31 protein-coding genes are annotated in these 26,176 nt (G+C 64.7%); 13 read left to right on the forward strand and 18 right to left on the reverse strand.

All coding sequences use genetic code 11. From position 1 onward, the window contains the following. The 3 genes from dnaN to ACTS1Z_RS02560 all read right to left on the reverse strand — a co-directional run. On the reverse strand, positions 1-883 hold an 883-nt coding region (gene dnaN / locus ACTS1Z_RS02550; RefSeq protein ID WP_442622868.1), incomplete at its 3' end, for a DNA polymerase III subunit beta. A gap of 135 nt (positions 884-1,018) precedes the next feature. Further along, positions 1,019-1,579 (reverse strand): outer membrane protein, encoded by a 561-nt coding sequence (locus tag ACTS1Z_RS02555; protein ID WP_442622869.1) that lies wholly within the window; start codon positions 1,577-1,579, stop codon positions 1,019-1,021. A gap of 185 nt (positions 1,580-1,764) precedes the next feature. Further along, positions 1,765-2,442, reverse strand: a complete 678-nt coding sequence (locus tag ACTS1Z_RS02560; protein WP_442622870.1) for an outer membrane protein — start codon at positions 2,440-2,442, stop codon at positions 1,765-1,767. Positions 2,443-2,585: 143 nt separating this feature from the next. On the opposite strand from ACTS1Z_RS02560, the gene ACTS1Z_RS02565 reads away from it, so the two are divergent. The 4 genes from ACTS1Z_RS02565 (at position 2,586) to rlmN (ending at position 5,727) form a co-directional block, all read left to right on the forward strand. Further along, positions 2,586-3,218: a histidine phosphatase family protein gene (locus ACTS1Z_RS02565; RefSeq protein ID WP_442622871.1), complete on the forward strand. Its 633-nt coding sequence runs from the start codon at positions 2,586-2,588 to the stop codon at positions 3,216-3,218. Continuing rightward, complete coding sequence (locus tag ACTS1Z_RS02570) at positions 3,215-3,703, forward strand: hypothetical protein (RefSeq protein WP_442622872.1); 489 nt, start codon at positions 3,215-3,217, stop codon at positions 3,701-3,703. Before ACTS1Z_RS02565 ends, ACTS1Z_RS02570 begins: the two co-directional genes overlap by 4 nt. Before the next feature lie 80 nt (positions 3,704-3,783). Continuing rightward, the gene (locus tag ACTS1Z_RS02575; protein ID WP_442622873.1) at positions 3,784-4,428 is read left to right on the forward strand and encodes a hypothetical protein; all 645 of its coding nucleotides are present in this window, start codon (positions 3,784-3,786) and stop codon (positions 4,426-4,428) included. Positions 4,429-4,521: 93 nt separating this feature from the next. Next, a complete protein-coding gene (rlmN, locus tag ACTS1Z_RS02580) occupies positions 4,522-5,727 on the forward strand; it encodes a 23S rRNA (adenine(2503)-C(2))-methyltransferase RlmN (RefSeq protein WP_442622874.1) in 1,206 nt (401 codons plus the stop codon). Here rlmN and ACTS1Z_RS02585 read toward each other — a convergent pair. Continuing rightward, positions 5,724-6,116: a RidA family protein gene (locus tag ACTS1Z_RS02585; RefSeq protein WP_442622875.1), complete on the reverse strand. Its 393-nt coding sequence runs from the start codon at positions 6,114-6,116 to the stop codon at positions 5,724-5,726. The two genes, rlmN and ACTS1Z_RS02585, sit on opposite strands and share 4 nt — an antisense overlap. A gap of 113 nt (positions 6,117-6,229) precedes the next feature. Between ACTS1Z_RS02585 and ACTS1Z_RS02590 the strand changes: the two genes are divergently transcribed. Next, the gene (locus tag ACTS1Z_RS02590; RefSeq protein WP_442622876.1) at positions 6,230-7,462 is read left to right on the forward strand and encodes a class I SAM-dependent methyltransferase; all 1,233 of its coding nucleotides are present in this window, start codon (positions 6,230-6,232) and stop codon (positions 7,460-7,462) included. 12 nt (positions 7,463-7,474) lie between these two features. On the opposite strand, the gene ACTS1Z_RS02595 is transcribed toward ACTS1Z_RS02590, so the two are convergent. The 4 genes from ACTS1Z_RS02595 to ACTS1Z_RS02610 form a co-directional block, all read right to left on the reverse strand. After that, entirely contained in the window at positions 7,475-8,401 is a 927-nt protein-coding gene (locus tag ACTS1Z_RS02595; RefSeq protein WP_442622877.1) for a cation diffusion facilitator family transporter, read from the reverse strand. Positions 8,402-8,456: 55 nt separating this feature from the next. Next, entirely contained in the window at positions 8,457-9,245 is a 789-nt protein-coding gene (locus ACTS1Z_RS02600; RefSeq protein ID WP_442622878.1) for a hypothetical protein, read from the reverse strand. Positions 9,246-9,402: 157 nt separating this feature from the next. Continuing rightward, the gene (locus tag ACTS1Z_RS02605; RefSeq protein ID WP_442622879.1) at positions 9,403-10,170 is read right to left on the reverse strand and encodes a hypothetical protein; all 768 of its coding nucleotides are present in this window, start codon (positions 10,168-10,170) and stop codon (positions 9,403-9,405) included. A gap of 118 nt (positions 10,171-10,288) precedes the next feature. After that, positions 10,289-10,711, reverse strand: coding sequence for a DUF1801 domain-containing protein (locus ACTS1Z_RS02610; protein WP_442622880.1), 423 nt, complete (start codon positions 10,709-10,711; stop codon positions 10,289-10,291). Positions 10,712-10,796: 85 nt separating this feature from the next. On the opposite strand from ACTS1Z_RS02610, the gene ACTS1Z_RS02615 reads away from it, so the two are divergent. From ACTS1Z_RS02615 to ACTS1Z_RS02640, 6 genes are all read left to right on the forward strand, one after another. Beyond that, entirely contained in the window at positions 10,797-12,020 is a 1,224-nt protein-coding gene (locus tag ACTS1Z_RS02615) for an argininosuccinate synthase (RefSeq protein WP_442622881.1), read from the forward strand. Between the two features lie 234 nt (positions 12,021-12,254). Then, a complete protein-coding gene (locus tag ACTS1Z_RS02620; RefSeq protein WP_442622882.1) occupies positions 12,255-12,608 on the forward strand; it encodes an ArsR/SmtB family transcription factor in 354 nt (117 codons plus the stop codon). Then, on the forward strand, positions 12,605-13,048 hold the full coding sequence (locus ACTS1Z_RS02625; protein ID WP_442622883.1) for an ArsI/CadI family heavy metal resistance metalloenzyme: 444 nt from the start codon (positions 12,605-12,607) through the stop codon (positions 13,046-13,048). Before ACTS1Z_RS02620 ends, ACTS1Z_RS02625 begins: the two co-directional genes overlap by 4 nt. 15 nt (positions 13,049-13,063) lie before the next feature. Next, the gene (locus tag ACTS1Z_RS02630; RefSeq protein ID WP_442622884.1) at positions 13,064-13,570 is read left to right on the forward strand and encodes an arsenate reductase ArsC; all 507 of its coding nucleotides are present in this window, start codon (positions 13,064-13,066) and stop codon (positions 13,568-13,570) included. Positions 13,571-13,722: 152 nt separating this feature from the next. Continuing rightward, the gene (locus ACTS1Z_RS02635) at positions 13,723-14,457 is read left to right on the forward strand and encodes an aquaporin (RefSeq protein WP_442622885.1); all 735 of its coding nucleotides are present in this window, start codon (positions 13,723-13,725) and stop codon (positions 14,455-14,457) included. A gap of 23 nt (positions 14,458-14,480) precedes the next feature. Continuing rightward, positions 14,481-15,614, forward strand: a complete 1,134-nt coding sequence (locus ACTS1Z_RS02640) for a phosphatase PAP2 family protein (RefSeq protein WP_442622886.1) — start codon at positions 14,481-14,483, stop codon at positions 15,612-15,614. 13 nt (positions 15,615-15,627) lie between these two features. On the opposite strand, the gene ACTS1Z_RS02645 is transcribed toward ACTS1Z_RS02640, so the two are convergent. Then, positions 15,628-16,026: a GtrA family protein gene (locus ACTS1Z_RS02645; RefSeq protein ID WP_442622887.1), complete on the reverse strand. Its 399-nt coding sequence runs from the start codon at positions 16,024-16,026 to the stop codon at positions 15,628-15,630. Between the two features lie 192 nt (positions 16,027-16,218). On the opposite strand from ACTS1Z_RS02645, the gene ACTS1Z_RS02650 reads away from it, so the two are divergent. Further along, positions 16,219-18,003, forward strand: a complete 1,785-nt coding sequence (locus ACTS1Z_RS02650) for an AcrB/AcrD/AcrF family protein (protein WP_442622888.1) — start codon at positions 16,219-16,221, stop codon at positions 18,001-18,003. Here the strand turns inward: ACTS1Z_RS02650 and ACTS1Z_RS02655 are convergent. The 9 genes from ACTS1Z_RS02655 to ACTS1Z_RS02695 form a co-directional block, all read right to left on the reverse strand. Then, positions 17,981-18,622, reverse strand: a complete 642-nt coding sequence (locus tag ACTS1Z_RS02655) for a MarC family protein (RefSeq protein WP_442622889.1) — start codon at positions 18,620-18,622, stop codon at positions 17,981-17,983. The two genes, ACTS1Z_RS02650 and ACTS1Z_RS02655, sit on opposite strands and share 23 nt — an antisense overlap. Continuing rightward, positions 18,619-19,230, reverse strand: a complete 612-nt coding sequence (locus ACTS1Z_RS02660; protein WP_442622890.1) for a hypothetical protein — start codon at positions 19,228-19,230, stop codon at positions 18,619-18,621. Before ACTS1Z_RS02660 ends, ACTS1Z_RS02655 begins: the two co-directional genes overlap by 4 nt. Further along, the gene (gene folD / locus ACTS1Z_RS02665; protein WP_442622891.1) at positions 19,227-20,117 is read right to left on the reverse strand and encodes a bifunctional methylenetetrahydrofolate dehydrogenase/methenyltetrahydrofolate cyclohydrolase FolD; all 891 of its coding nucleotides are present in this window, start codon (positions 20,115-20,117) and stop codon (positions 19,227-19,229) included. Before folD ends, ACTS1Z_RS02660 begins: the two co-directional genes overlap by 4 nt. A 22-nt stretch (positions 20,118-20,139) precedes the next feature. Next, the gene (locus tag ACTS1Z_RS02670; RefSeq protein WP_442622892.1) at positions 20,140-20,436 is read right to left on the reverse strand and encodes a YggT family protein; all 297 of its coding nucleotides are present in this window, start codon (positions 20,434-20,436) and stop codon (positions 20,140-20,142) included. A 262-nt stretch (positions 20,437-20,698) separates the two neighbouring features. After that, on the reverse strand, positions 20,699-21,616 hold the full coding sequence (gene argB, locus ACTS1Z_RS02675) for an acetylglutamate kinase (protein WP_442622893.1): 918 nt from the start codon (positions 21,614-21,616) through the stop codon (positions 20,699-20,701). A 60-nt stretch (positions 21,617-21,676) separates the two neighbouring features. Continuing rightward, on the reverse strand, positions 21,677-22,276 hold the full coding sequence (locus ACTS1Z_RS02680; protein ID WP_442622894.1) for an exopolysaccharide biosynthesis protein: 600 nt from the start codon (positions 22,274-22,276) through the stop codon (positions 21,677-21,679). A gap of 8 nt (positions 22,277-22,284) precedes the next feature. Beyond that, the gene (locus ACTS1Z_RS02685) at positions 22,285-23,445 is read right to left on the reverse strand and encodes an epoxide hydrolase family protein (protein ID WP_442622895.1); all 1,161 of its coding nucleotides are present in this window, start codon (positions 23,443-23,445) and stop codon (positions 22,285-22,287) included. Then, positions 23,442-24,047 carry a class I SAM-dependent methyltransferase gene (locus tag ACTS1Z_RS02690; protein WP_442622896.1) on the reverse strand — a complete coding sequence of 202 codons (606 nt, stop codon included), beginning with the start codon at positions 24,045-24,047 and terminating at the stop codon, positions 23,442-23,444. The genes ACTS1Z_RS02685 and ACTS1Z_RS02690 overlap by 4 nt, the downstream gene beginning before the upstream one ends. Beyond that, positions 24,044-24,913 carry a 3-hydroxyacyl-CoA dehydrogenase NAD-binding domain-containing protein gene (locus ACTS1Z_RS02695; protein WP_442622897.1) on the reverse strand — a complete coding sequence of 290 codons (870 nt, stop codon included), beginning with the start codon at positions 24,911-24,913 and terminating at the stop codon, positions 24,044-24,046. Before ACTS1Z_RS02695 ends, ACTS1Z_RS02690 begins: the two co-directional genes overlap by 4 nt. A 68-nt stretch (positions 24,914-24,981) precedes the next feature. Here ACTS1Z_RS02695 and ACTS1Z_RS02700 point away from each other — a divergent pair, with 68 nt between their 5' ends. Continuing rightward, positions 24,982-26,043 carry a DUF1176 domain-containing protein gene (locus ACTS1Z_RS02700; protein ID WP_442622898.1) on the forward strand — a complete coding sequence of 354 codons (1,062 nt, stop codon included), beginning with the start codon at positions 24,982-24,984 and terminating at the stop codon, positions 26,041-26,043. The last annotated feature ends 133 nt before the right edge of the window (positions 26,044-26,176 follow it).

The following is a 26,176-nucleotide window of genomic DNA, read 5'->3' on the forward strand; positions in this document are numbered from 1 at the left end:
TGATCTTGTCCGTATCGAGCGCCATCTTCACCGCGCGCGTCTTTTCGGTCGCGATGGTCGCGACGCGGTCGACGCCTTCTTCGAAGCTGCGCGGATCGATTTTCAGCAGCTTGTCGTTCCCGGTCGGGATGACGCGGTTATAATCGGGGAAAGTGCCGTCGATGAGCTTCGAGGTCATCACCGCGGTACCGAGGCCGAAGCGGATCTTGCTGTCGGACAGGGCCACCTCGACCGTGCCGTCGAGCTCGTCGAGCATCTTTCTCAGCTCGCCCACGCATTTGCGCGGCACGATCACGTCTGGCATCCCATCCGCCCCGTCCGGGCGCGGCAAGGTAAACCGCGCGAGGCGATGGCCGTCGGTCGCGGCCGCCTTGAGCACCGGTTGATCGTCGTCGGTAACGTGGAGAAAGATGCCGTTCAGATAGTAGCGCGTTTCCTCGGTCGAGATCGCGAAGCGCGTCTTGTCGATGATTTCGCGCAGCGATGCCGCCGGGAGTTCGAACCGCGTCGGGAGTTCGCCTTCTGCGATCACCGGGAAATCGTCGCGCGGCAGCGTCGCAAGGTTGAACCGCGCGCGGCCGGCATTGACCGCCATCTTGCCCTCGGCCGCCTCGAGCGACACCTGACTTCCTTCTGGCAGCTTGCGGACAATATCGAACAGGGTGTGCGCGGAAACGGTCGTCGCGCCGGCCTGCTCGACCTGCGCCTCGACGGTTTCGACGATCTGCAGATCGAGATCGGTTGCCATCAATTTCAGCCCGCCGCCATCGACGGCCTCGATCAGGACGTTGGAGAGGATCGGAATCGTATTGCGGCGCTCGACCACCGATTGCACATGGCCGAGGCTCTTCAAAAGCACTGCCCGTTCAATCGTCGCTTTCATTGTCATCCCCTGCCCGCGGCATAGTCGTTTTCGGGAGAAAAGTCCTGCCCTTTATCGCAGAACTTGGCAAGGAAAAGGGGCCGGAACGCAAGGCCCCGACCCCCGTTTTCGGTGATTTTCTGTGGATAGTAGCGGTTAGAAGCGGATACCCAGCCCACCGATCAGTTGGCCCCGCTCGAAATCGTCTTCCAGGGCCGTGCCGCGCAGCTCGGCCCGCGCGAACGCATTCTCGCTGATCCCAAGCTCCAGCCCCAATGTGGCGCGTACGCCGTCATAGTTCGCCGCGAGCGTCGTATCCGGCGCGCCCGGCGTCGTCGTTTCGATCCGGAGCCGCGTGTTGGAGTAGCCGAGGCCGCCATAAAGCAGGAGATTGTCCGCGATCACATGGCCGACGCGACCGCCGATATAGAATTCGCGCCCGACCTGCGCGCACACTTCGTCGCCCGCGGTGAACACGGAAGTATCGCATTCCTCTGTGGAGCTGTCGTTCACCTCGCCCGTCACGCCGAATACCCAGCCGCCCGAGCGGACATCATAACCGATAGCCGCGCCATAGACGGCGCCCTGATCGTCTTCGAACTCGTCCAAACCGCCGAGCGCCTCGAGCCGGAAGCCCGAAAAGTCGTTCGTGGACTGTGCCATGGCTGGGCAGGCGATAGTGCTCGCGGCAAGGGCGAGGAAGAAGGTTTTTCGCATATGAGATACTCCTGATTGCGACCGATCCGAACATGGGATCGCCGTGTCCGGTAGGCCGCCAAGTCTGAACGCCCGCCGCACGCGCCGGTCAGCAACAGTTCATCTTGATCAGGGAGCGCTTCGTCGATCGAGGAAGGGGCCGGAGCAGCCGCTCCGGCCCCTCCGGGATCGCACATGCTAAAAGGCTAAAAGCGAATGCCCACGCCCGCGACGACCTGATGCCGGTCCGTGTTCACATCGAAATCGTCGAAATTGAGGTTCGTGTCGGCCACATCGACTTCGAGATCGCTATAGTTGGAATAGCGATATTCGACCTTGCCGTAGACATTGCCGCCCAACAGATATTCGATCCCCGCGCCGACGCGAAAACCGTCCAGCGACGCATCGAAATCTTGCGCGAAACCGGCGCCGTCATCGGCGTCCAGCCCGAACCGCGCATTGGTGTAGCCACCGCGTGCGTAGAGCAGCGCCTGCGGGCTGACCGGCACGCCGACGCGCGCGCCGACGTAGAAATCGCGTTCGGCTTCGAACGATGCGCTGCTGCCCGGGCCGAACGGTGCGTCATCGCTTTCGCCGGCGGTGGAATCGGTCCATTCGCCCTCAATACCGAGAATCGCGCCGCCGACAGGGATGTCGTAGCCGATACCGATCCCGTAGAGGAAACCGTCGAGACCCTCGCCGCTGCCATCGTCGAACCGGTCCTGCGTGCCCGGCGAGAAATCGCCGTCATTATCGACGCTGGTATTGTCGTAGCCGGCCAGCGCCTCAAGCCGGAATCCGGTAAAGACGTCGGTATTGGACTGGGCGAGCGCCGGGGTCGAAACGCCGGCGGCAAGCACAGCGGCAATCACAAATTTACGCATGGTAATACTCCTTACTCTGTTACACGGCCCCGAGATGGAGGGGTTCGAGGCCAAGCGCATGGCATAGCAAAAGGTTGCATGAACCTCGGATAAACGGCGGAATTCTGTTGCTTTCGGGGCACGGATTGGCGATCAGCCGTGCGATGAACAGGCCCGGCCGTCTCTACATCGCCCGTCACGGCGAGACCGTGTTCAACGCGGCCGCGCGGCTGCAGGGCGACCATGTCCATACGCCGCTGACGCGCGCGGGGTTCGAACAGGTGGACCAGATGGGTGCGGTGCTCCGCCACCGGCTCGGCCCCAAGCCCGATCTCGCACTATGGTCGTCGAGCGCCGGCCGCGCGTCGCAGACGCTCGCCCTTATCGCCGAGCATCTCGAGCTGGACTGGCACGATGCCCGGCATGACGACCGGCTGGTGGAGATCGGCATGGGCTGCTGGGGCGGCCGATACTATGCCGATGTCGCCGAGGAATATGGGCCGATCGTCGACTTGGAAACACGTCTCCTGAAGCCCGCGCCCGACGGCGAGAGTTATGCCGAAATCGCAGATCGGGTCAGTGCGTGGCATGGCGAGCATGGCAGCACGGTGGGCGACAAGCTCGTCATCATGCACGGCATATCGAGCCGCGTATTCCGCGGCGTATTGCGTGGGCTCGATCCATTGCCCGGCTATGGCGTGCCGGTAGCGCCGGGCCTGCCGCAGGGATCGGTCGTGATGATCGAAGACGGCGTCGAGACGCTGATCGTCGAGGGCGATGGCGGGGAGCGGGCGTGAAGGGGCGCTGGGCCTTCCTCGCCGCGCCGCTGCTGATGCTCCCGGCAAGCGCGACTGCCAGGGATTCCCTCGGAATCTACGGCAATTGGGGCGCGTTTCGCGACGCCGAGGTACCGCGTTGCTACGCGATCGCGCGCCCGGACCGGGCAAGGCGCGGCGAATGGCAACCCTTCGCCTCGGTAGGCACCTGGCCGGACCGCGATCGGCGCGGTCAGGTGCATTTCCGCTTGCGCCGCGACATCGGGGACGACAGCCGGCCGGTTCTCACAATCGGCAATCGCCAGTTCGAGCTGGTCGGCCGCGGCCCCGATGCCTGGGCGGAATCGAGCCGCGACGACGCGGCAATCGTCGCGGCGATGCGTAGCGGCGCTTCGATGCGGATCGAGGCGCGATCCCGGCGAACCGGCCGCTTCGTCGATATCTACAGCCTGCGCGGCGCCGCGAGCGCGATCGACGCGGCAGCGCTGGGCTGCGCCACTGGATAATTTCCGACATTGCAGGGCTTTACCGGCTCGAACGCGCGTGCAAGATCGGTGCGTTCTGATGTGCAGTTATGGGGGCATAGGTGAAGATTTTTGCAGGATTGGCGGTTTTTCTGGCACTGGGGCTTGCGGCGTGCGGGGACGCGTCTGGCGCGTCCGCGGCGGAAGACGCGAACGGGGAGACGGAGAGCACGGCGGCGACGGAGAGCGTGACGGCGGACGCGGCCGATCTCCCGGACCTTGATGATTTTCTAAATTTCGCCGATCCGAGGACCTGCGAATATTCCGAGAGCTTCACGAGCGCGATGGCGACGGTGTTCGAAATGAACGACGACCCCAATGCGGCGCCGATCGCCGGGCCGGGTTCGGTGACCATCCCCGGCATTGCGGAACCCGTACCGACGCAGATGGCCCGGCCCTACGCCGATGAAGGCTCGCCGGAGGTGATCGAATATCAGCTCGATTTCGAGGGCCGTTGGCTGGGCTTGCATGTCGTCGGTTATGAAGACGCGATGATCGAGGAAAGCTGCTGCATATGGGCGAGCGGCATCCGCTTTGACGAACCCGTGGAACGCGTGACTGAGGCGCTGATCGAGGCCGGCTATCCGGTCAATGCGGATGGCAGCGAACGCGAAACGCCCATGGAAGATGCTGCGCGCGCCGTAACCGAAGTCCGGGAAAATGACGGCGTCACGGTGTTCTACTGCAACCAGGTTTTCGAATATTAAAGCGGGCCGAATGCGGCGGCCAAGTAAGGCGCCGTCTGGCAAATTTGGCGCGAGGCGCCTACATGGCGCCGCATGAGCGCATCATCCGCCCCCATGAACCGGCCGGGAACGGTCGACCCCGTCCCCGTGCCGCGCGATCTGCCGGCGCGCGAAGACGGGCGTATCGACCTGCTCGGCCTGCCGCGCGCGGAAATCCGCGCCGCCTTCGAAGCGGCGGGACTTGCCCCGAAACAGGCGAAGCTGCGCGCCAAGCAGGTCTGGCACCAGATCTACCATCGCGGCAAAACCGATTTCACCGAAATGAGCGATATCGCCAAGGCGCAGCAGCCCTGGTTTGCCGAGCATTTCGTGATCGGGCGGCCCGAGATCGTCGAGCATCTCGTGTCGGAAGACGGCACGCGCAAATGGCTGCTGCGGACGGTCGACGGGCAGGACTATGAGATGGTCTTCATCCCGGACGCGGATCGCGGCACGCTGTGTATTTCGAGCCAGGTCGGCTGCACGCTCAACTGCCGCTTCTGCCACACCGGCACGATGCGGCTCGTGCGCAACCTCGTTCCGGGCGAGATCGTCGGTCAGGTCATGCTGGCGCGCGATACGCTGGAGGAATGGCCGGGGCCGGGCGAATCGAGCAATTACGATCCGCATGGCCGGATGCTGACCAATATCGTGCTGATGGGCATGGGCGAACCGCTCTACAATTTCGACAATGTCCGCGACGCGATGCAGATCGTGATGGATGCTGAAGGCCTGGCCCTGTCGCGCCGCCGGATTACACTCTCGACCTCGGGCGTCGTTCCGATGATCGAAAGGACGGGCGAGGAAATCAGCGTCAATCTCGCCGTCTCGCTACATGCCGTGACCAAGGAAGTGCGCGACGAGATCGTGCCCCTGAACCGCAAATACGGGATCGAGGAACTGCTGCAGGCCTGTGCCGATTATCCGGGCGCGAACAATGCCCGGCGGATCACGTTTGAGTACGTAATGCTGAAGGACAAGAATGACAGCGACGAGGATGCGCGCGAGCTCGTCCGCCTGATCCGACACTATAAGTTGCCGGCCAAGGTCAACCTTATTCCGTTCAATCCCTGGCCCGGCGCGCCCTATGAATGTTCGGACCCGGATCGCATTGCGCGCTTTTCCGAGATCATCTTCGATGCGGGGATCAGCGCCCCGATCCGCACCCCGCGCGGCCGCGATATCATGGCGGCTTGCGGGCAGCTCAAATCGGCATCGGAAAAGAAGAGCCGCGCTGAACTGGATCGTTTGGCCGAGGAGAAACAGGCGGCGCTGGGCTAACCCACGACCGCGATCACGTCGATCTCGACCATCAGTTCGGGCAGCGCCAGCGATTTGACCTCAACGATCGTATCGGCCGGCCAGGGCGGCGCGAAATAGCGTTTGCGCGCTTCGACCATAGCCGGGAAATTGCCCATATCAGTCAGATAGATCGTCACCTTGACGATCCGGTCCCGGCTACTCTCGCCCGCCGCCAGCACCCGGTCGATATTGGCGAAGGTCTGGGCGAGCTGCGCCTCGAAATCGCCGATACCGACGATAGCGCCAGCCTCGTCGATCGCCGCCTGACCGGACAGGAAAAGCAGATCGCCGACCCGCCAGCCCGGCGCAATCGCATAAGGCGCGAGCGGATCGGGATCGATCGTCAGCGGGGCGATGTTCTGGGCCATGTTGTTCGTCCTCCGATATGTCTGCGCATGTCCGTTCAGGGACGGCGGTAACCCGCCGCGCGTTTCCGCCGAACCGGCTTGCACTGGACCGGCAACAGTGAAAGCATAGGGCCATGTGGCTGCTCGACAAGTTTCTGGGCCGCCTGATCAAGCGCGGCCGGCTGACGGTGACCGACGCTGACGGCGCCGACTATCGTTACGGCGACGGCGACGCCGATTTCCCCGACGTCGCGGTCCGCCTGACCGAGCCCGGCACCGCGCGCGCGATCGCCAGCGACCCGCGGCTCGGCGCTGCCGAGGCCTATATGGACGGCCGGATGCGGGTCGAGCGCGGCGAAATCCGCGATCTGATCACCCTGATCCGCAAGAACCAGCAATGGGAGAAGACCGGACCGCTGGCCCCGCGCGGAGTCTTCAAGCGCGCCCGTCAGGCGACCCGCCAGCGTCTCGATCATTTCAACTGGCGCCGACGCTCGAAGCGCAATGTCGCCCATCATTACGACCTTTCCGACGAACTTTTCCGGCTCTTTCTCGACGAGGACATGCAGTATAGCTGTGCCTATTTCGAGGATCCGGAAATGAGCCTCGAAGCGGCCCAGCGCGCGAAAGTCATCCATATTCTCGCCAAGCTTGCACTCAAGCCCGGATCGCGCGTGCTGGATATCGGGAGCGGATGGGGCGGCATGGCGCTTGCGATCCACCGGGTCACCGGCGGCGAGGTGCTCGGGATCACGCTGAGCGAGGAACAGTTGGAAGCGGCGCGACGCCGTGCCGACGACGCCGGAGTGGCCGACAAGGTACGGTTCGAGCTCGCAGATTATCGGGATGTCGAGGGCCGGTTCGACCGGATCGTCTCGGTCGGGATGTTCGAGCATGTCGGGCCGCCCAACTACAACCGCTTCTTCCGCCACTGCCACGACCTGCTCGCCGAGAACGGCGTCATGCTGCTCCACACGATCGGGCGGATCGGCGTGCCCAACGGCACCGACGCCTTCACCTCCAAATATACCTTTCCCGGCTCCTATGTCCCGGCGCTGTCGGAGATCGTGCCGGCGAGCGAAAAAGCGAAACTGATGGCGACCGACATCGAAATGTGGCGCGTTCATTACGCGATGACGCTCGAACACTGGTACGACCGGACCAAGGCCGCGCGCGACCGGATTGTCGAGCTCTACGACGAGCGCTTCTACCGCATGTGGCTCTTCTATCTGAGCGGCGCGGGAGTCTCGTTCCGCTACGGCGGGACCTGCAACTACCAGATCCAATATGTCCGGCGACGCGACGCCTTGCCGCTCACCCGCGACTATCTGGAACGAGAAAAGGCGCGGCTCCGCACGATCCTCTAACGCCCGCGGCCGTCAGCACCCATCGCAATCGCCCGGGGAATCGCCACGCTCAATCTGGATCGTCGAATGGCCGATATGGAACCGGTCGGCGAGCCGCGCCTGCACTTCGGTTAGAAAGGCGTCGCCCGGATGACCGGCCGGCATCACGATATGCGCGGTCAATGCAGTTTCGGTCGTGCTCATGTTCCAGATGTGCAGATGGTGAACGTCCGCGACGCCATTCATGTTGCGCAGCATTTCGCGCACCTCGTCGCTGTCGATATGGTCGGGCACGGCGGCGAGCGACATTTTGACCGAGTCCCGGAGCAAGCCCCAGGTACTGAGCAGGATCACCAGTCCGATGACGAGGCTCGTCACGGGGTCGATCCAGCTCGCGCCCGTCGTGAGGATAAGCACGCCGGCGATTACGACTCCCGCCGATACGGCCGCATCGGCCGCCATGTGCAAATACGCGCCACGGATATTGATATCGCCCTTGCGGCCCCGCGCGAAGAGCAGCGCCGTCGCCCCGTTGATCACGATCCCGATAGCCGCAACGACGATGATCGTGCCGCCCGGCACCGGCGCCGGATAGACGATGCGCTGGATCGCCTCGAGCGCGATAAGGCCGACCGCGATGAGCAACAGGACGGCGTTGAACAGAGCAGCGAGGATCGAGGACCCACGAAACCCGAAAGTGTAGCGCTTGCTCGGCGGGCGCTTGGCGAGCGTCGCGCCGGTCCAGGCGATGATCAGGCCGAGAACGTCGGACAGATTGTGCCCGGCATCGGCGAGCAGGGCCATCGATCCGATGGCGAAACCGTAACCGGCCTCGACGATGATATAGAGCGTGTTGAGCGTGATCCCGATCGCGAAGGCGCGTCCGAAATCCGCCGGCGCATGACTGTGGCCATGACCGTGCGCATGATCATGCCCATGATGCGAATGTCCCGCTCCCATGGACGAAATCTAATCGCAAAAAGGCGGGTGATACTAGGACATTATCCGTAGGGGCTCATCCCGGAGCGGGCGGCGCCGGTTCGTTGCGGCCGATATTCAGGCCGTCTGCATCGATATTGCAATCGATCTCCAGCGCGCGCGTCCGCTGGACCTCGTCCCCGGTCTCGCGGTCGATCTTCCGGGTCTCGGTGGCGCGCAGCACGCCGCAATGTTCGGCGAAATTGCTGAGAATGGTCTCTTCTGGCCGTTCCTCGTCGTCGAGATCCGGGTGCAGGGCGCTCGTCTCCCGGTAGCGGTCGATCATCCATGTATCGGGATTGATGAAGACGAACCGCTCGAACCCGTCCTCCATGGCGATATGCAGCACGTAATAGTTCACCCCCTCAATCTCCTCGCGCCCGAACAGCGAGGCCCGATGGCCCCGCGCCGCGAGATTACGCAGCCCGAACAGGTTATACTCGATGCCGCGTTCCAGCGCCGCGCGGGCGAGAGGCGTCGTCTCCGTGAATTCCGCGCCGGCACCCGCCTGTTGCCAGCCGCCATCGCCGTCTATGCCTTCGCTGAATACGCGCGCGCCGCCCGCATAGATATCGACGCGCATCCGTCCCTCGCGCGTTGCGCGGTAATCCCCGAAGACGGTGAAGTCCGGTTCGACTACTTCGGGCCGGATACGGATGTTGCGCAGCGCGTCGATCGCCTCCGCGCCGCCGATCGCCTCGACATGCCGCGCAATCACTTGGTCTGCCGTCGATCCGGCGTCGCGCTCGGGCTCGCCGCTGCAGCCTGCCGCAACCAGCAATATGGCCAGCATGGGCGCCTTGAGTGTCATAAAGCGCGACCGCATCGGCTTATCCTCCTTATATGACAGACCCCTATTACGACTAATGTCCTTTTAGCCCCCTCACAAGCCGTTCGGCCGAGCCCGTTTGCCGTTCGCCGAAAACCAAAAGAGCCGGCGCATCGCTGCACCGGCCCTTCCTTTTCCGCTATGGGAGCGGGAACTAGTTGTTGCGCCCGGCGCGGCGTGCCCTGCGGTCCGCGCGCATCGCCTGACGCGCCGCGCGACGCTCTTCGCGGGTTACGCTGCCATCGCCATCGGCGTCCGCACGGTCGAACCGGGCCAGCGGACGGGCGGAAAACTCGGCGAGGGTCAACTGACCGTCGCTATCGCTATCGGCGCGGTCGAAGCGCATGGTCCGGCGCTCGGCCCGGCGCACATGGCGAGCGTCATGGAGCGCGCTGAATTCGGCGGCATTGAGCGCGCCATTGCCGTCGGCATCTGCGGCGGCCCAGGCTTGCTCGCGGCGCGACATATGCCGGCCCTGCGCGTCTTCCTGCGAACTGCGCCGCGCGGTGCCATTGCCGAGCGGCGCCATCTCCAGATCGGACAGGCGAGCCCGCATCGACCGCTCTTCGGCGATCATGTCGCTGCGCCGTACGCCGCGCCGTTCGATCCGCCGCATCTGGGCGGCATTGCGTTCGGCGACGCTGATCTCGCCATCGCCGTCGCTATCCATCCGGGCGAAGCGGCGCGACTGGCGCTCGGCCCGGCGCGTTGCCCGATAGGCGTCCAGTTCGTCGCGGCTCAGCGCGCCGCTGCCATCGGCGTCGGCCGCAGTGAAGCGCTCGGCAATCCGGCTTTCCATCTGCGCCCGCGTCATCGGTTCGCCCCTGGCGCCCGTATCCTGCGCGTTCGCAATCGTGGGGATCGCCAGCACCGACGCCGTCAAGGCGAAGGAAATCAAACCTATGGCAATCGAACGGTCCACGCATTCACTCCTGCAGATGCCGGATCCCGAAGCGGCCGGCATCATTCTCGATGCGGCCGATATAGGAAGAAATCCCTGTATGCCCGTTTAACGCGACGCGTATTTCGTCGACAGAATCTCACGCTGTGTCGTACGTCTCGCGCATATAAGAGAGCGAAGCGGCCACCAGTTCTTCCAGTACATCCATGTCGATGTCGCTGAGCCGTTTGACATAGAGGCAGGATTTCCCGGTCTTGTACGTGCCGAGCCGCGCCATGATCTCCTCGTGGCGCGGAAAGCCGCCCATAATGTAGAGCGTGAGCGCCGTCTTGCGCGGGCTGAAGCCGGTCAGCATGAAATCGCCCTCGCGGCCGCTCTCATATTTGTAGTGATACTGGCCGAAGCCGATGATCGACGGCCCCCACATTTTGGGCTTTTCGCCCGACAGCCGCTCCATCATCGCGCAGACTGTTTGGGCATCCGCGCGTTTCCAGTCGGGCTCCACCGCCGCGATGAAATCTGCCGGGCTTTTCTTTGTCGGCTTGGTCTTGTTCTCTGCCATCGGACCTCCTCCCCAGTTGCGCGAATCCCGCATAGCGCATAGGCCGCGTCGGTCTGTTCCATAACGCAATACGGGAAGCGTGCCGATGGCCGAGAAAATCAAGCGTGTCGTACTCGCCTATTCGGGCGGGCTCGACACGAGCGTCATCCTCAAATGGCTGCAGGTCGAATATGGCTGCGAGGTCGTGACCTTCACCGCCGATCTCGGCCAGGGCGAGGAGCTGGAGCCGGTGCGCGGCAAGGCGCAGATGGCCGGCGTCAAGGACGAGCATATCTTCATCGACGATCTGCGCGAGGAGTTCGTCCGCGACTATGTCTTCCCAATGTTCCGGGCCAATGCGGTCTATGAAGGACTGTATCTGCTCGGCACCTCGATCGCGCGGCCGCTCATTTCGAAACGCCAGATCGAGATCGCGCATCAGGTCGGCGCCGACGCCGTCGCCCATGGCGCGACCGGCAAGGGTAACGATCAGGTCCGTTTCGAGCTTGGCTATTATGCGCTAGACCCGGACATCACGGTGATCGCCCCGTGGCGCGAATGGGACCTGACCAGCCGCACCAAGCTGATCGAGTTCGCCGAGGCGCATCAGATACCGGTCGCCAAGGACAAGCGCGGGGAGGCACCCTTCTCGACCGATGCAAACCTCCTCCACACATCGAGCGAGGGCAAGGTGCTCGAGGATCCGTGGGAAGAAACGCCCGACTATGTCTATTCGCGCACCGACAATCCGGAGGACGCGCCGGACACGCCGCACTATGTCGAGATCGATTTCGAACATGGCGATCCGGTGGCGATCGACGGCAAGACGCTGTCACCGGCGGCCCTGCTCACCGAACTCAACGCTCTCGGCAAGACGCACGGCATCGGCCGGCTCGATCTCGTCGAGAACCGTTTCGTCGGCATGAAGTCGCGCGGCATGTACGAAACGCCGGGCGGGACGATCCTGCTCGCCGCGCATCGGGGCATCGAACAGCTGACGCTGGATCGCGGGGCGATGCACCTGAAGGACGAGCTGATGCCGCGCTATGCCGAGCTCATCTATAACGGCCTGTGGTTCAGCCCCGAGCGCGAAATGCTGCAGGCGGCGATCGACCACAGCCAGCGGGACGTGACGGGCACGGTGCGGCTCAAGCTCTACAAGGGGTCGGCCGATGTCGTGGGCCGCAAGGCGGATGTTGCGTTCAACCTCTACAGTCAGGACGTGGTGACCTTCGAGGACGATGCCGGAGCATATGATCAGCGCGATGCGGAGGGCTTTATCAAGCTCAATGCGCTGCGCCTGAGGCTGCTCGGCCGACGCACGCGTTAGTCTGTCAGACCTTCGCTAACGCTCAGGCGCAGCACCGGCCCGCTCCCCCTCCCGACCTCCCATTGAGTGTACCCTGATTGGGAGGTCGGGAGGGGGTGCGGGCCGGTGCCGCGATTTTCCGCCAGGAAAATTCTGACAAAAAGCTTCTCGTTAACAGTTTCGTTTACACCGGGGGGGGGGCTCCGAAAACTCAGCGCGCTTGACATATTTCGATAATTCTGGAAATATCGAAATATGGAACGGAAAACCGACTCACTCCGCGAACAGCAGGCGCTCGATGCGCTGGGCGCGCTGGCGCAAGCCAACCGGCTCGCGCTGTTCCGGCTGCTCGTCCAGCGGGGCGAGAGCGGGATGACGGCCGGGGAGATCGCGGAGCGGCTCGGCGTGCCCAACTCCTCGCTCTCCTTCCACCTCGCCCATCTGGAACGCTCCGGACTGATCAGCCGCACCCGCGACGGCCGCTCGCTCATCTATCGCGCCGATTATGGCGCGATGAACGGGCTCGTCGGATATCTCATGGAAAATTGCTGCGGCGGCGATGGCTGCGTCAGCGAACTCACCGATACACTTGAAAGGATCGCCTCATGAAACGGCTCCACCTCCATGTCGGCGTCGCCGATCTCGACGCCTCGATCGCCTTTTATTCGGCGCTGTTCGATGCCGAACCGAGCGTCACCAAGCCCGATTACGCCAAATGGATGCTCGACGATCCGCGCGTCAATTTCGCGATCTCGACCGGCCAGCATGCGCAAACCGGCATCAGCCATCTCGGCATCCAGGCCGAGAATGCGGACGAACTGCGCGACGTCTATGCGCGCCTCGAAAAGGCGGGCCGCCCGGTCCTCGAAGAGGGCGAGACGACCTGCTGCTATGCGCAGTCGGAAAAGAGCTGGATCGCCGATCCGGACGGTATCGCCTGGGAGACCTTCCTGACCCATGGCGAAGCGACCCATTATGGCAGCGGCCCGTCGCCCGAAGACGTGGCCGCGCTCGAGGCGCAGCGCCCGGCGCCGGCCCGCTGCTGCTGAACCGGACGCCGGCCGATGTCCGACGCGCCGCGCAGCGTGCTCTTCCTGTGCACGGGCAACTCCGCCCGTTCGATCCTCGCCGAAGCGCTGCTCAACCATAAGGGCGGCGGCCGTTTCCGGGGGCTTTCGGCGGGCAGCGAGCCCAAGGGTACGCCCCACCCAATGGCGCTCGAAACGCTGGAGCGCCATGGCCTGCCGACCGGAGGACTGCGGTCGAAAAGCTGGGACGAATTCGCCGAACCCGGCGCCCCGCAACTCGATTACATATTCACCGTTTGCGACAATGCGGCGGGCGAAGCCTGCCCGGTCTGGCCCGGCCACCCGGCAAGCGCCCATTGGGGCATCGCCGATCCGGCGGCGGTCGAGGGCGATGGCCAGCGCGCGGCATTCGAAGAGGCGCTGCGCCTTCTCGAGATGCGCATCGATGCCTTTCTCGCGCTGCCGCACGACAATCTGGACCGCGACGCGCTGACCGAGCAACTCGCCGCCATCGGCAAGAGCGAAGGCGCGACGCATGTCTGAAACGTTAGCCCCCTTCCCAAACGACAGAACTTATCACGTTAGTCCTGAGCCTGTCGAAGGACGCTTCTCCGCCGATAGACGTCCTTCGACAGGCTCAGGACTAACGGTTCTCTGGGAAACCCTATCCCGTTTCGTCCAGCGGGATAATCGTTATGTCTGAAGACATGATCCGCGACGAGCAGCCGCGTGCGACGGACCATCCCGGCCTGCCGCGCCGCCTGGCCGCCGAAGCCATCGGCTCCTTCTTCCTGTTCTGCACGGTGATCGGGTCGGGCATCATGGGCGAGACGCTGTCCGGCGGAAATGTCGCCATTGCGTTGCTCGGCAACACGCTGGCGACCGGCGCGATCCTCTTCGTGATCATCCTCGCGCTCGCCCCGCTCTCCGGCGCGCATTTCAACCCGGCGGTGACGCTCGTCGCCTTTATCCGCCGCGAACTGCCGGCAAGCGAAGCGCTGTTCTACGTACTCGCCCAGCTTGCGGGCGGGATTATCGGCGTCTGGGCCGCGCATCTGATGTTCGATCTCGATATCCTGCAAGTCTCCACGAAATCGCGCACGGGCGCCGGCCAATGGGCGGGCGAGGCGATCGCGACGTTCGGGCTGATCTTCACCATCCTCGGCGCGGTCCGCTTCCGGCCGAGTTGGGTCGCGCCGGCCGTCGGCCTCTATATCAGCGCCGGCTACTGGTTCACGAGTTCGACCAGTTTCGCCAATCCGGCGATCACCGTCGCGCGCGGGCTCTCCGACACCTTCGCCGGGATCGCGCCTGTCGATATCGGGCCGTTCCTGATCGCCCAGTTCGCAGGCGCGCTGGCGGCCGGGTTCGTGTGCGGATGGCTGTTCGCCGAAAAGCCCCGGATCGCGCGGGACACAAGCCTTTCTTAACCTAAAATTTAAACCTAGCTGCGATGACCGGTTCGACCTTCGAAACGGCAACGGGCAGACGGATGACGGAATTTCGCGAAGCGCGCGCCGCTTTTTGGGGCTTTCTGGTCACAGCCGTCTATTTCGTCATCGTGTTCGCGAACGATCGCGTGCCGACCGAGAGCTTCTTTGCGCTGTTCCGCAATTATCTGACCGCCGCCTTCGCCCTGCTGTTCGCGGTCGGCGTGTTCGGGCTCGTATTTCTGCTCTGGAAGAACCGGCCAAAAAAGGGCCAGGAGGCGCCTTCGCCGCTGATCGTCATTCGCGACTGGGCGGAGGAGGAATGGACCGAGCACCGCTTCATCCGGATCCTCTGGCCGCCGATGCTCTTCGCGATGCTGATCACGGCGTTCAACGCGTACAAACAGAAGATCCTCGCAACCCAGCCTTTCGCGCACGACCCCTGGCTGGCCGAGGCCGACCGCTGGATGTTCTTCGGGCAGGATGGCTGGATATGGTTTCACGACTGGTTCGGGTCGCCGACCGCGACGCTGCTGATCGACCTGTCCTACCATGCCTGGTTCGTGCCCATGTCGATCGGCGTGATCGTCTGCGCGTTTCTCGGCGCGAACAGCTATCGGCTGCGCACCCAATATCTGCTTACCTATCTATTCGTCTGGATCGGGCTCGGTACCTTCCTCGCCTTCCTGCTGCCCTCGGCGGGCCCGTGTTTCTACAACCCGCTCGTCGGACCGCATGAAAGCTATGCCGATCTGATGGCGATCATTCGCGCGCATGACGAAATGCTGGGCGCGGGCGGCGGCAACCTGACCGCGCTGCACAGCATGGACGGCCTGCTCCGCGCCCGCGATGCCGAGGGACTGGTGATCGGCGGCGGGATCTCCGCGATGCCGTCGGTCCATAATGCACTCGCCGTGCTCTTCGCGCTCGGCGCGTATCGGATCAACCGCACCTTCGGCTACATCATGGCCGCCTATGCGGCGCTGATCTGGGTCGGCTCGGTCTATCTCGGCTGGCATTACGGGTCGGACGGCATCGTCTCGGCGATCGCGGTCGTGATCTTCTGGAAGGTAGCGGGGCGGATCGCCGATGCGCTGGACCGGCCCGCGGCCGAGCGCGCGCGCGTCGCACCGGTCGCCCAGCCGGAGATCGGCTGATACTCGCTTGTCGCTATTCGCCGAACGTCCAGCGGCGGTTGAGATAGAAGCTCACCCAGGGCGTGACGAAGATGATCGGGATCAACGGCAGCGAGGGCGAGAGCGCCCAGTGCACGGCGATCAGCCACACCCAGAAACTGTTGAGCGCAAAGCCCGCCAGGTTGACGAGCAGAAACAGGAGCGACGCGCGCACGGGCCGGTCGCGCCGCCCATGCCCGGCAAAGCTCCAGCGCGAATGGACGAAAAAGCCGATAACGACCGTCGCCAGAAAGGCGGCGGTGTTCGCGACCAGCGGATCGATGCCCATCGGCACGGCGGCCACCCAATAGACGCCCGAATAGAAGAGCGTGAGCCCGCCGCCGCTGATCGAGTAGCGGACGATCTGGCGGACGAGATCGCTGGAAAAAAACATGCCGTTCGACACCATGACCATGCGCCTTAGGGCAAGATGGTTAACCTTTCTTCACTATGGACCTCATCAGCCACGAAGAACTGTGCTTTCCCGAGAAGCCGTTAGTCCTGAGCTTGTCGAAGGGCGCTTCTCCGCCGATAGACGTCCTTCGACAGGCTCAGGACTAACGGACTGACCAATATCGGGGAGCGAATGACCGATCTTTCGGAAAATGGCTGGCTGGCGAAGCGCTGGAAAGCCGGCACGCTGGCCGTGTGGCTGGCGGTCGCCGTGCTGATGATTTTCGCGAAACTGCCCGATATTGCGGCGCTGGCCCTCGGCGATACCGACGATAATCTGCGGCTGGCGCAGGTCCGCGCGCTGCTCGGCGGGCAGGCCTGGTACGATCTCGTCCAATACCGCCTCGCCCCGCCCGAGGGCGCGAATATCCATTGGTCGCACCTGCCCGACCTGCCGATCGCGGGGCTGTTCCTGCTGCTCGAACCGATGCTGGGCACGGCATGGGCCGAACGCTGGGCGGTCGCGCTGGCGCCGCTGCTCCCTTTCGCGATCGGGCTGTTTGCGCTCGGCCTGATCGCGCGGCGGATCATCGATCCGATCGCCTGGCCGCTCGCGCTCCTCGCCGCCTTCTGCGCCGGAATATTGATGCCGATGTGGATGCCGCTCAGGATCGACCATCATGGCTGGCAGCTGGCGATGCTCGCCGTGGCGCTGGCCGGACTCGTCGATCCGAAGCGCGCACGCGGCGGGGTGACCAGCGGCCTCGCGACGGCCGTGTCGCTGGCCATCGGTCTCGAAATGCTCGTCTTCCTTGCGCTGATCGGCGCCGCCACCGCGCTCTACTGGGTGCGCGACCGCGCGCACAGCGCCCGCATCGCGGCCTATGGCGCCTCTCTCGGCGGCGGCGCGGCGCTCGGTTTCGCGCTCTTCGCCTCCAACGCCAACCGCCTGCCCGTCTGCGATGCGCTCTCCCCGGTCTGGCTGTCGGCGGTAGCGGGCGCGGGCGCGCTGCTCGTGCTGCTCGCCATATTGCCGCTCCATGACTGGCGCGCGCGGCTCGGCGCGGGCGCGGTCGCCGGCGGCCTGCTCGTCATCGCCTTTGCGCTCATCTGGCCCGATTGCCTGAGCCGGCCCGAGGGCGTGAGTGCGGAGCTGCAGGCGATGTGGCTCGACAATGTCCGCGAGGCGCGGCCGTTATACCATCAATCCATCGGCCGCGCGCTGATCATCGTCGCGCTGCCGCTGTCGGGCCTTGCCGGCTATCTCGTCGCGGCCTGGCAGGCGCGCGGCGAGACCGAACGGCTCGTCCCGCTGCTCGCATTGACCGTGCTCATGGGCATCGCGATCCTGCTGCTCTTCTGGCAGGTCCGTATCGCGCCCGCCGCCCAGCTCATCGCCGTGCCCGGCGCCGCGATCGTCGGCTGGCATCTGCTGCCGCGCTGGAGACGCTCGGAGAATATGGTGCTCCGCATCGGCGGGTCGCTCGCGGCCGTCGCCGTGATGACCGGCTTCTGGCTCGTCCTGCCCGCCGCCACGATCCTGCAGGCCGCCGATACCGAAGACGATCTCGCCGTCGCGGCGAACGGCGTGGAGGGCCCGGCCTGCCCGTCCGCGGCCGCGCTCGCGCCGGTCGGAGACTTGCCGCGCGGCACGGTGCTCGCGCCGGTCGATCTCGGCCCGCGCCTGATCGTCATGACGCATCATGACGCGATCGCAGGGCCCTATCACCGCAACGGCCCGGCGATGCTCGATATCTTCCACGCCTTTCGCGAGGATGCCGACCGCATGGCCGAGACGGTCGCGCGCTACGATGTCGATTATGTCCTGCTCTGTCCGAAGATTTCGGGCGAGAAGCTCTACGGGTCGGACGATCCCGAAAGCATGTATGCGCGGCTGATGGCGGACACGCCGCCCGACTGGCTCGAACGGGTCGAGCTGCCGGAGGATTCCCCGTTCAGGATGTGGCGGGTACGCTGATCCCGAACGCGCCGATCGTGCCGCTGATGATGAATTGCGCGGCGAGCGCGCCGAGGATCACGCCGAGCAGCCGGGTAATCACCGCCTCGGTCCGCTGACCCAAGAGCCGCATCATGGGCCCGGCCGCGAGCAGCGCGATCAACGTCAGCAGCAATATCGTCGCCAGCGCGCCGAGTACGACCAGCGTTTCCTCGATACCCTGGCTGCGCGCCTGGAGCAGCATAACCGCCGCGATCGTGCCTGGCCCCGCGATCATCGGGATCGCCATGGGAAAGGCCGAGACATCCTCGATTTCCGGCGTGTCGATGATCTTCTGTGCCCGGTCCTCGCGGCGCTGGGTGCGCTTTTCGAACACCATTTCGAGCGCGATCAGGAACAGCATGATGCCGCCCGCGATCCGGAACGCATCGAGCGTGATGCCGAGCGCGCTCAGCAGCTGCTCGCCGAGCAACGCAAAGAAGACGAGGATCAGCGTCGCGATCAAGATCGCGCGATAGGCCATGCCGCGCCGCTGTTTCGGCGTCGCCCCGGTCGTGAGGCTCGCAAAGATCGGCGCGCAGCCCGGCGGATCGATCACCACGAAAAAGGTGATCAGCGCCGAGACGAACAGCTCGATCACGATGCCGGCCCTGTTTCATGCGTGAATACGGTTTCCATCTCCTCGCCGTTGAAGAGACGGATCGTGAGCACGCCGCCTAGACCCGTCCACCGCCATGACCAGGTCAGCGTGCGGTCGGCGGACGCGCCACGCGGCCGCGGGCCGGCGTGGATCGTCTCGCCCGTCCGCGCCCGGAGCGCGGTGGACGGGCAATCCGCTCGGCGGACTGCGGGCTCGTCTCCGGCGGCCATCGGCGCGTCGAGATCAGCGCCATCGTCCAGCCGCCAGCGCCATGTGTCGTCCGCCTGTCTTTCCCATACCGTGACGAAATAGCCATGACGCGGCCCCGGGCGGACCCATGGCCCGGTATTCACGGCCATCGTTCCGTCGCACGAGATGAACGTGCGCGCCGGCCACCACATAACCGACACGGGCGGGTCTTCGGCATCGGCGAGCACGGTGCGCGCATAGCTGGGCCGGGGCGTGAAGAGAAATGCATCTTCGGCCGCGAAGGCGCGAAACGCCGTCCACTGGCCGTCCGTCTGCGCCGCCTCGGCAAAAGCCCGTTCCGCTGCGATCACGCCATCGGCGGGGGACGCCAGCGCGAGCAACAGCGCGAGCGCGCTCACAAACCCTCCACCGGATCGAGCCCGGCGCGGGCGCGCGCCGCGACCAGCGTGTTGCGCAACAGGACGGCAATCGTCATCGGCCCGACGCCGCCTGGCACGGGCGTAATCGCCTTCACATGATCGGCCTCGGCAAAGGCGACATCGCCAACGAGCTTGCCCTTCTTGCCCTCTTCGGCCGGCGGCAAGCGGTTGATGCCGACATCGATGACGACCGCGCCGGGCTTCAGCCAGTCGCCCTTCACCATCTCGGCCCGGCCGACCGCCGCGACCACGATATCGGCGCGGCGCACGACATCGGGCAGGTTCCGCGTACGGCTATGCGCGAGCGTCACCGTGCAGTTTTCACGGAGCAGCAGCTGCGCCATCGGCTTGCCGACGATATTGGAACGGCCCACGACCACGGCGTCCAGCCCCGACAGATCGCCGAGCCTGTCCTTCAAGAGCATCAGGCAGCCCAGGGGCGTGCAGGGCACGAGCGCATCCTCGCCGACCGCCAACCGCCCGGCATTGACGACATGGAAGCCGTCCACATCCTTGGCCGGATCGATGGCGGCGATGACGGCCTTGTCATCGACATGATCGGGAAGCGGGAGCTGGACGAGAATCCCGTCCACGGCATCGTCCGCATTGAGCGTCTCGACAATCGCGATCAGCTCGTCCTGCGTCGTCGTATCGGGCAGGCGATGCTCGAAACTCTCCATGCCCACGGCGACCGTCGCCTTGCCCTTGGAACCGACATAGACCTGGCTTGCCGGATCGTCGCCGACCAGCACGACCGCAAGGCCGGGCTTGCGCCCCGTCGCCTCCACGAAATCGGGCACATGCGTAGCGACGCGCGCGCGCAGCTCAGCGGCGAAAGCCTTGCCGTCGATAATCTCTGCGGTCATGCGCGCGCCCCCGTCTAAGTCGCTACATCGCGACGGCTTGCAATTGCAGGCCCATCAGGAAGCGGGCGAGCAGATGCAAGAGCAGGATCACGACGATCGGGGAAAAATCGATACCGCCGAAATCGGGCATGATCGCGCGGACCGGCCGGTAGAAAGGGTCGGTCACGCGTTCGAGCAGATAGAGAAACTGATGCACGCCATTATTGTGCGTGTTGATCACATTGAAGGCGACGAGCCAGCTGAAAACGGCCTGGATGATGATCACCCAGATCATGATGTTGATCAGCAGAATCACGACGCCAAGCAGGGCGGAAACCATGAAAATACTCCTCGGGAGCCGAATATCGCATCTAGCGATTGCGCCTTACCGATTCAACACGGCAATCCACCGGGTTGGCCTGTTGAAACACCGAGGGAGCGCGACCGAGCAGGGAACGAGACTCCAACAAGACCGTTAGCCCTGAGCCTGTCGAAGGGCGCTTCTCCGCCGATAGACGTCCTTCGACAAGCTCAGGACTAACGGAAGATTGGCGAAACCGGGTTCATTCCGATCCGTGCAAGCACGGTTGCCGACAGCAAGATCAAATCGCCCGCACCATCGTGCCCGCGCCGCGCCGGGTGAAGATTTCTAGCAGCATCGCATGCGGGATGCGGCCGTCGAGGATCACCGCCGCGCCGACCCCGCCCTCGACGGCCTTCACGCAGGTTTCGAGCTTGGGGATCATACCGCCCGATACCGTGCCGTCCGCCTGCAACTGGCCGATCATGTCGGGCGACAGATCGGTGAGCAGCGCGCCATCCTTGTCGAGAACGCCGGGCACGTCGGTCAGCAGGAAGAGGCGCGCCGCGTTCATCGCGCTCGCCACCGCGCCCGCCATCGTATCGGCGTTGATGTTGTAGGTTTGCCCGTCCGCATCGACGCCGACCGGCGCGATGATGGGGATCATGCCCGCATCCGAAATCGTGTCGATGACCGACCGGTCGATCGCAGCCGGTTCGCCGACGAAACCGAGATCGACGACCTTCTCGATCAGGCTTTCGGGATCACGCACCGTGCGTGTCACTTTGTCAGCGCGGACGAAGCCGCCATCCTTGCCCGAAATGCCGATCGCCCGGCCGCCGGCCTGGTCGATCCAGCTCACCAGCTCCTTGTTGATCGCGCCAGACAAGACCATCTCGGCGATGTTCGCGGTCTCCGCATCGGTGACGCGCAGCCCCTCGACGAATTCGCTTTCCACGCCGAGCTTTTCGAGCATCGCGCCGATCTGCGGCCCGCCGCCATGCACGACGATCGGATTGATCCTGACGGCTTTGAGCAGCACGATATCCATCGCGAATTCGCGCGCGGCCTTCGCATCGCCCATCGCATGGCCGCCATATTTGACGACGAAGGTCGCGCCGGCGAAACGCTGCATATAGGGCAGCGCCTCGACAAGCGTTTCCGCCTTGGCGAGCTGTGCCGGATCGGGGGCGTGCTCGTCTGTGGATGTGTCGGTCATGCCGTTTCCTTGCTGTGCGGCGCGCTTCTAGACGCTCTTCCGGGCCGAGCGCAATCGCGGCTAGCCGCCGCTGCCGAACGGCCACCAGATAAAGGTCAGCACGAAGGTCGAGCCGGTCAGCGCGAAGCCGATGAGCATCATCAGCCCGTCCCGCGCGGTCAGGCCAACACCGAAGATCAGCATTGCGGCACCGGGAAGCGTGACGGCGAACGGCACGAATTCGAGCGGCACCATCGTCAGCGACAGGAAGATCAGGCAGAGCGATGCGAACAGGAGGGCGATCCGGCCGGTCGCCCATTCCATGCGCGGCTGGATCAGCCGATCGAGCTTTTCGAGCGTGCCATGGGCCTTGTCGCGAAACGCCTCGGCCTTGTGCTTGTCGAAACCGGTGTCCAGCATCCGCCGCGGCAGCCAAGGATGAGAGCGGTCGAACACTATCTGCGCGGCAAGCAGCACGATCGCCGCGCCGAGCGCGATCGGCAAGCCCGGAACGCTGCCGATCGGCGAGATGATCACGAGCGAGATGATCACGACGACCGGCCCGAAGCTGCGGGTGCCGAACTCGTCGAGAATATCCTGCAAGGAGATCGTGTCGCCATGGCCGGACTCGATGGCTTCGTCGAGCACGTCCTCCAGCGGATGCTCGCTCTTCTCCTTCATCGCGGTTTTCAGTCCATCGCCCGAAAGGCCGCCCGTACCTCGCCGACAAAGGCCTCGGGCCGCTCCATCGCGGCGAAATGGCCGCCGCGTTCGACGCTCTCGAAATAGACGATATTCTTGAATCGCGTCTCCGCCCAGCGGCGCGAGGCGCGCATGATCTCGTGCGGGAAAAGGCTGCAGCCCGTCGGTATTTCTACGGGATCGAGATTGGGACTGCCGAAGCTGTGCCAGTAGAGCCGGCCCGAAGAGGCGCCGGCATTGTTCAGCCAGTAGAGCATGACATTGTCGAGCAGCCGGTCGCGCGAGAAGACATTTTCGGGATGCGCGCCTTCGCCCTCGTCGCAATCCGACCAGTCATGGAATTTCTCGACGATCCACGCCATTTGGCCGGACGGAGAATCGGCGAGCGCATAGCCGAGCGTCTGCGGCCTGGTGCTTTGCTGTTTCGAATAACCGGCGCCTTTCGCGCGGTAGAGCGCGAGACGGGCGAGCGCCTGCTGCTCCTCTTCGGTCGGGTTCTCCATTACCGCCTTGGGCGGCGCGGCGACGATCATGTTGACATGAATGCCCTTGCAGCCGCCCTTATCCTGCGCGCCGATCGCCGACGTCACCATCGCGCCCCAATCGCCGCCTTGCGCATACCAGGCATCATAGCCGAGCGCCGTCATCAGCGCGTGCCAGCTTTCCGCGATCTTCTCGACCGACCAGCCGGTCTCCGCCGGTTTGCCCGAAAAGCCGTAACCGGGGAGGGAGGGGATAACGAGGTGGAACGCGTCTTCGGCCGTGCCGCCATGGGCGACGGGATCGGTGAGCGGGCCGATGCAATCGAGAAACTCGACCACCGATCCCGGCCAGCCATGGGTGAGGATCAGCGGGCGCGCATCGGCCTCGGGCGAGCGGACATGGAGGAAATGGATATCGACGCCATCGATCTCGACCAGATGATTGGGGTGCGCGTTGAGCGCCGCTTCGCAGCGCCGCCAGTCGTAATCGTCCCGCCAATAGGCGACGAGCTCCTCGACATAGGCGAGCGGGATGCCCTGGGCCCAATCCTCGACCGTTTCCTTCTCCGGAAATCGGGTGCGGGCGAGACGGTCGTTCAGATCGTCCAGTTCGGACTGCGGAGTATCGATCGTGAAATCGCGGATCGGGCCGGTTTCCATGGTCATCTTCCCTTTATCGCTGTCACCATATGCCATTCGCGTTCGACCCCGTCATAACCGCCGCCCGGGCCGCTGGCGATGGCGAGATCGGCCCAGTTGGCTGCAGTACGGTAGGTGCGCTCGAGCCAGTCGGCATGCGGGAAGTTGAAATAGCGGCCGAACCGGTCGCGCCCCTCCTCGCCGCCGCCCTTGTAGCTCGCGACGAAGATTCCGCCCGGGCGCAGCGCGCGATGGATGCGCGCGAGGATATCAGCCAGCCCTGCGCGCGGCACATGCAGCAGGCAGGCATTGGCGAACACGCCGTCATAGGCCTCGACCGCATCGAGTTCGGCGAAGCGCATCACGCGCACGGGCCGCCCGATCCGCGCCTCGGCCTTGGCGGCGAGCGCCGCGCAGCCATCGGTCGGGTCCAGATCGAAGCCGGCGGCGATGATCGCGGCGGAATCGCGCCCGCCGCCGCAGCCCAGTTCGAGAACGCGCCCGCCCGGCGGCAGGGCGACGAGGAAAGCCGGCAGATGGCGGCTCGCGCCCTGGTCGCCGCTCGCCGCATAGACCGGCGCCTCTTTCTCGTAGAAAGCGAGCGTGGCGGGATCCTCGCTCTCGCTCACCGCGTCGGCTGCGGCGTGTCGCCCGAATAATCGTAAAAGCCCTTGCCCGTCTTGCGGCCGAGCCAGCCGGCTTCGACATATTTGACGAGCAACGGCGCGGCGCGGAACTTGGGATCGCCGGTGCCGGAGTAGAGTACGTTCGTGATGTGGAGGCACGTATCGAGACCGATGAAATCGGCGAGCGTCAGCGGGCCCATCGGATGGTTGAGGCCGAGCTGGCAGGCCGCGTCGATATCCTCGATCCCCGCGACGCCCTCGCCGAGCGCGAAACAGGCCTCGTTGAGCATCGGGAGCAGCACGCGGTTGACGATGAAACCGGGCGCATCGTTCGCATGCACGGTGCGCTTGCCGAGCGCCGTCGCATATTGCTCGACCCGCTCGACCGTCTTGTCCGCGGTCGCCAGGCCCCGGATGACCTCGATCAGCCCCATCAGCGGGACGGGATTGAAGAAATGCACGCCGATGAACCGCTCCGCATCGCTCGACGCCTGGGCGAGCCGGGTGATCGAAATCGAGGACGTGTTGGAGGCAAGGATCGCATCATGCCCGAAAATCTTGCCGACCTCCTCGAAGATCTTGCGCTTGATATCCTCGCGCTCGGTCGCCGCCTCGATGATCAGGCCCGCATTCGCCATCGGCGCAAGCTCGCCGACCGGCTCGATCCGTTCCATCGCGACATCGCGCGCCTGTGCCTCGAGCTTTTCCTTCTCGACCAGCTTGCCGAGCTGCCGGGCGATGCCGTCGCGCGCCTTTTCCGCAACCTCGAGGCTGACGTCCGACAGATAGACGCGATAGCCGGCCTGCGCCGAAACCTGCGCGATCCCCGCGCCCATCTGCCCCGCCCCGATAACGCCGACTGCCTGCATGGTAATCCTTTCTTCCGTGTGACGCCGGTCACTACCGTGCGGCTGCGGCATCGGCTAGGGTTTTGCGCATGATCGAAACGCTCCTCGCACTCGCCGCCGCCGTACAAAGCCCGGCCCATGCAACCCCGCCGCCGGCAACGCCCGAGCCGGGCAGCGTACAGCTGTTCGGCGACTGGGCCGTGGGCTGCGACAATGGCTGGGCCTGCGAAGCGATCTCGCTGCCGACCGAAGACTTCGAGATCGGCAACGGCTATTCGGTCACCGTGCGCCGGGCGGGCGGGGCTGACGGCTATCACCGCATCGGCATTCGGGCGTTCGAGGATGAGGCCCCGTCGACCATGACGCTCCTCGTCGATGGCGAATTTGCGGGCACGGCGACGCGCAGCGACGGCGACGAACTCTATCATTTCGATCCCGAACGGGCACAGCAGATCGCGGGCCTGATGGCGCGCGGCTCAGACGCTGAGCTGCGCGATCACGATGGCGGTCTCGTCGAACAGATCTCGCTCGACGGATCCTACGCGGCGCTGCTCTTTGTCGAGGACCGGCAGCAGCGCGCGGGAACCGTGACCGCTTCGGCAGCCGTGGGCTACGAACCGGCATCGCTGGTCCCCGAACCGCCGTCCGTGCCGACCATCCGCGCCATGGCCGTCGCCGACCGCGCGGGCGACACTGCCGCGCCGCTGCCCGGCGATCAGGCGATGGCGCTGCACGAGGCGCGCCAATGCGACGGGCTCGACGAGGAGTTGCGCCGCAACGAGGCGATCGTACTCTCCGATGCACGCGACCTGATCCTGATTTCCTGCAGCCGGGGCGCCTATAATTTCAGCGATATCGCCTATGTCCGCGATGCCGAGGGCGCAGTGACGCCTGCGCGCTTCGACCGGGTATTCGCCTGGGGCGAGAACCGCGAAGTCCCGCTGCTCGTCAATGTCTATTGGAACGCGGAGGCGAACGAACTCAGCACCTATGCCAAGGGCCGCGGGATCGGCGATTGCGGGACCGCCGAACGCTTCGTCTGGGACGGGGCGATGTTTCGCCTGATCGAACGCCGCGAAATGAACAGCTGCCGCGGCAGCCCGCACTGGATCACGGTGTACCGGGCGAATGTGGAATGGGTTGCGCCGTAACTTGTCAGAACATTGCTGTCGCAATGTCGCGGCACCGGCCCTCTCCCCCTCCCGACCTCCCAACTAGGGTACACTCAATGGGAGGTCGGGAGGGGGAGAGGGCCGGTGCCGCGCTCGACCGCTAGGTCGAGTC

It is taken from the genome of Parasphingopyxis sp. (genome assembly GCF_052168295.1).
Classification (GTDB): Bacteria; Pseudomonadota; Alphaproteobacteria; order Sphingomonadales; family Sphingomonadaceae; genus Parasphingopyxis.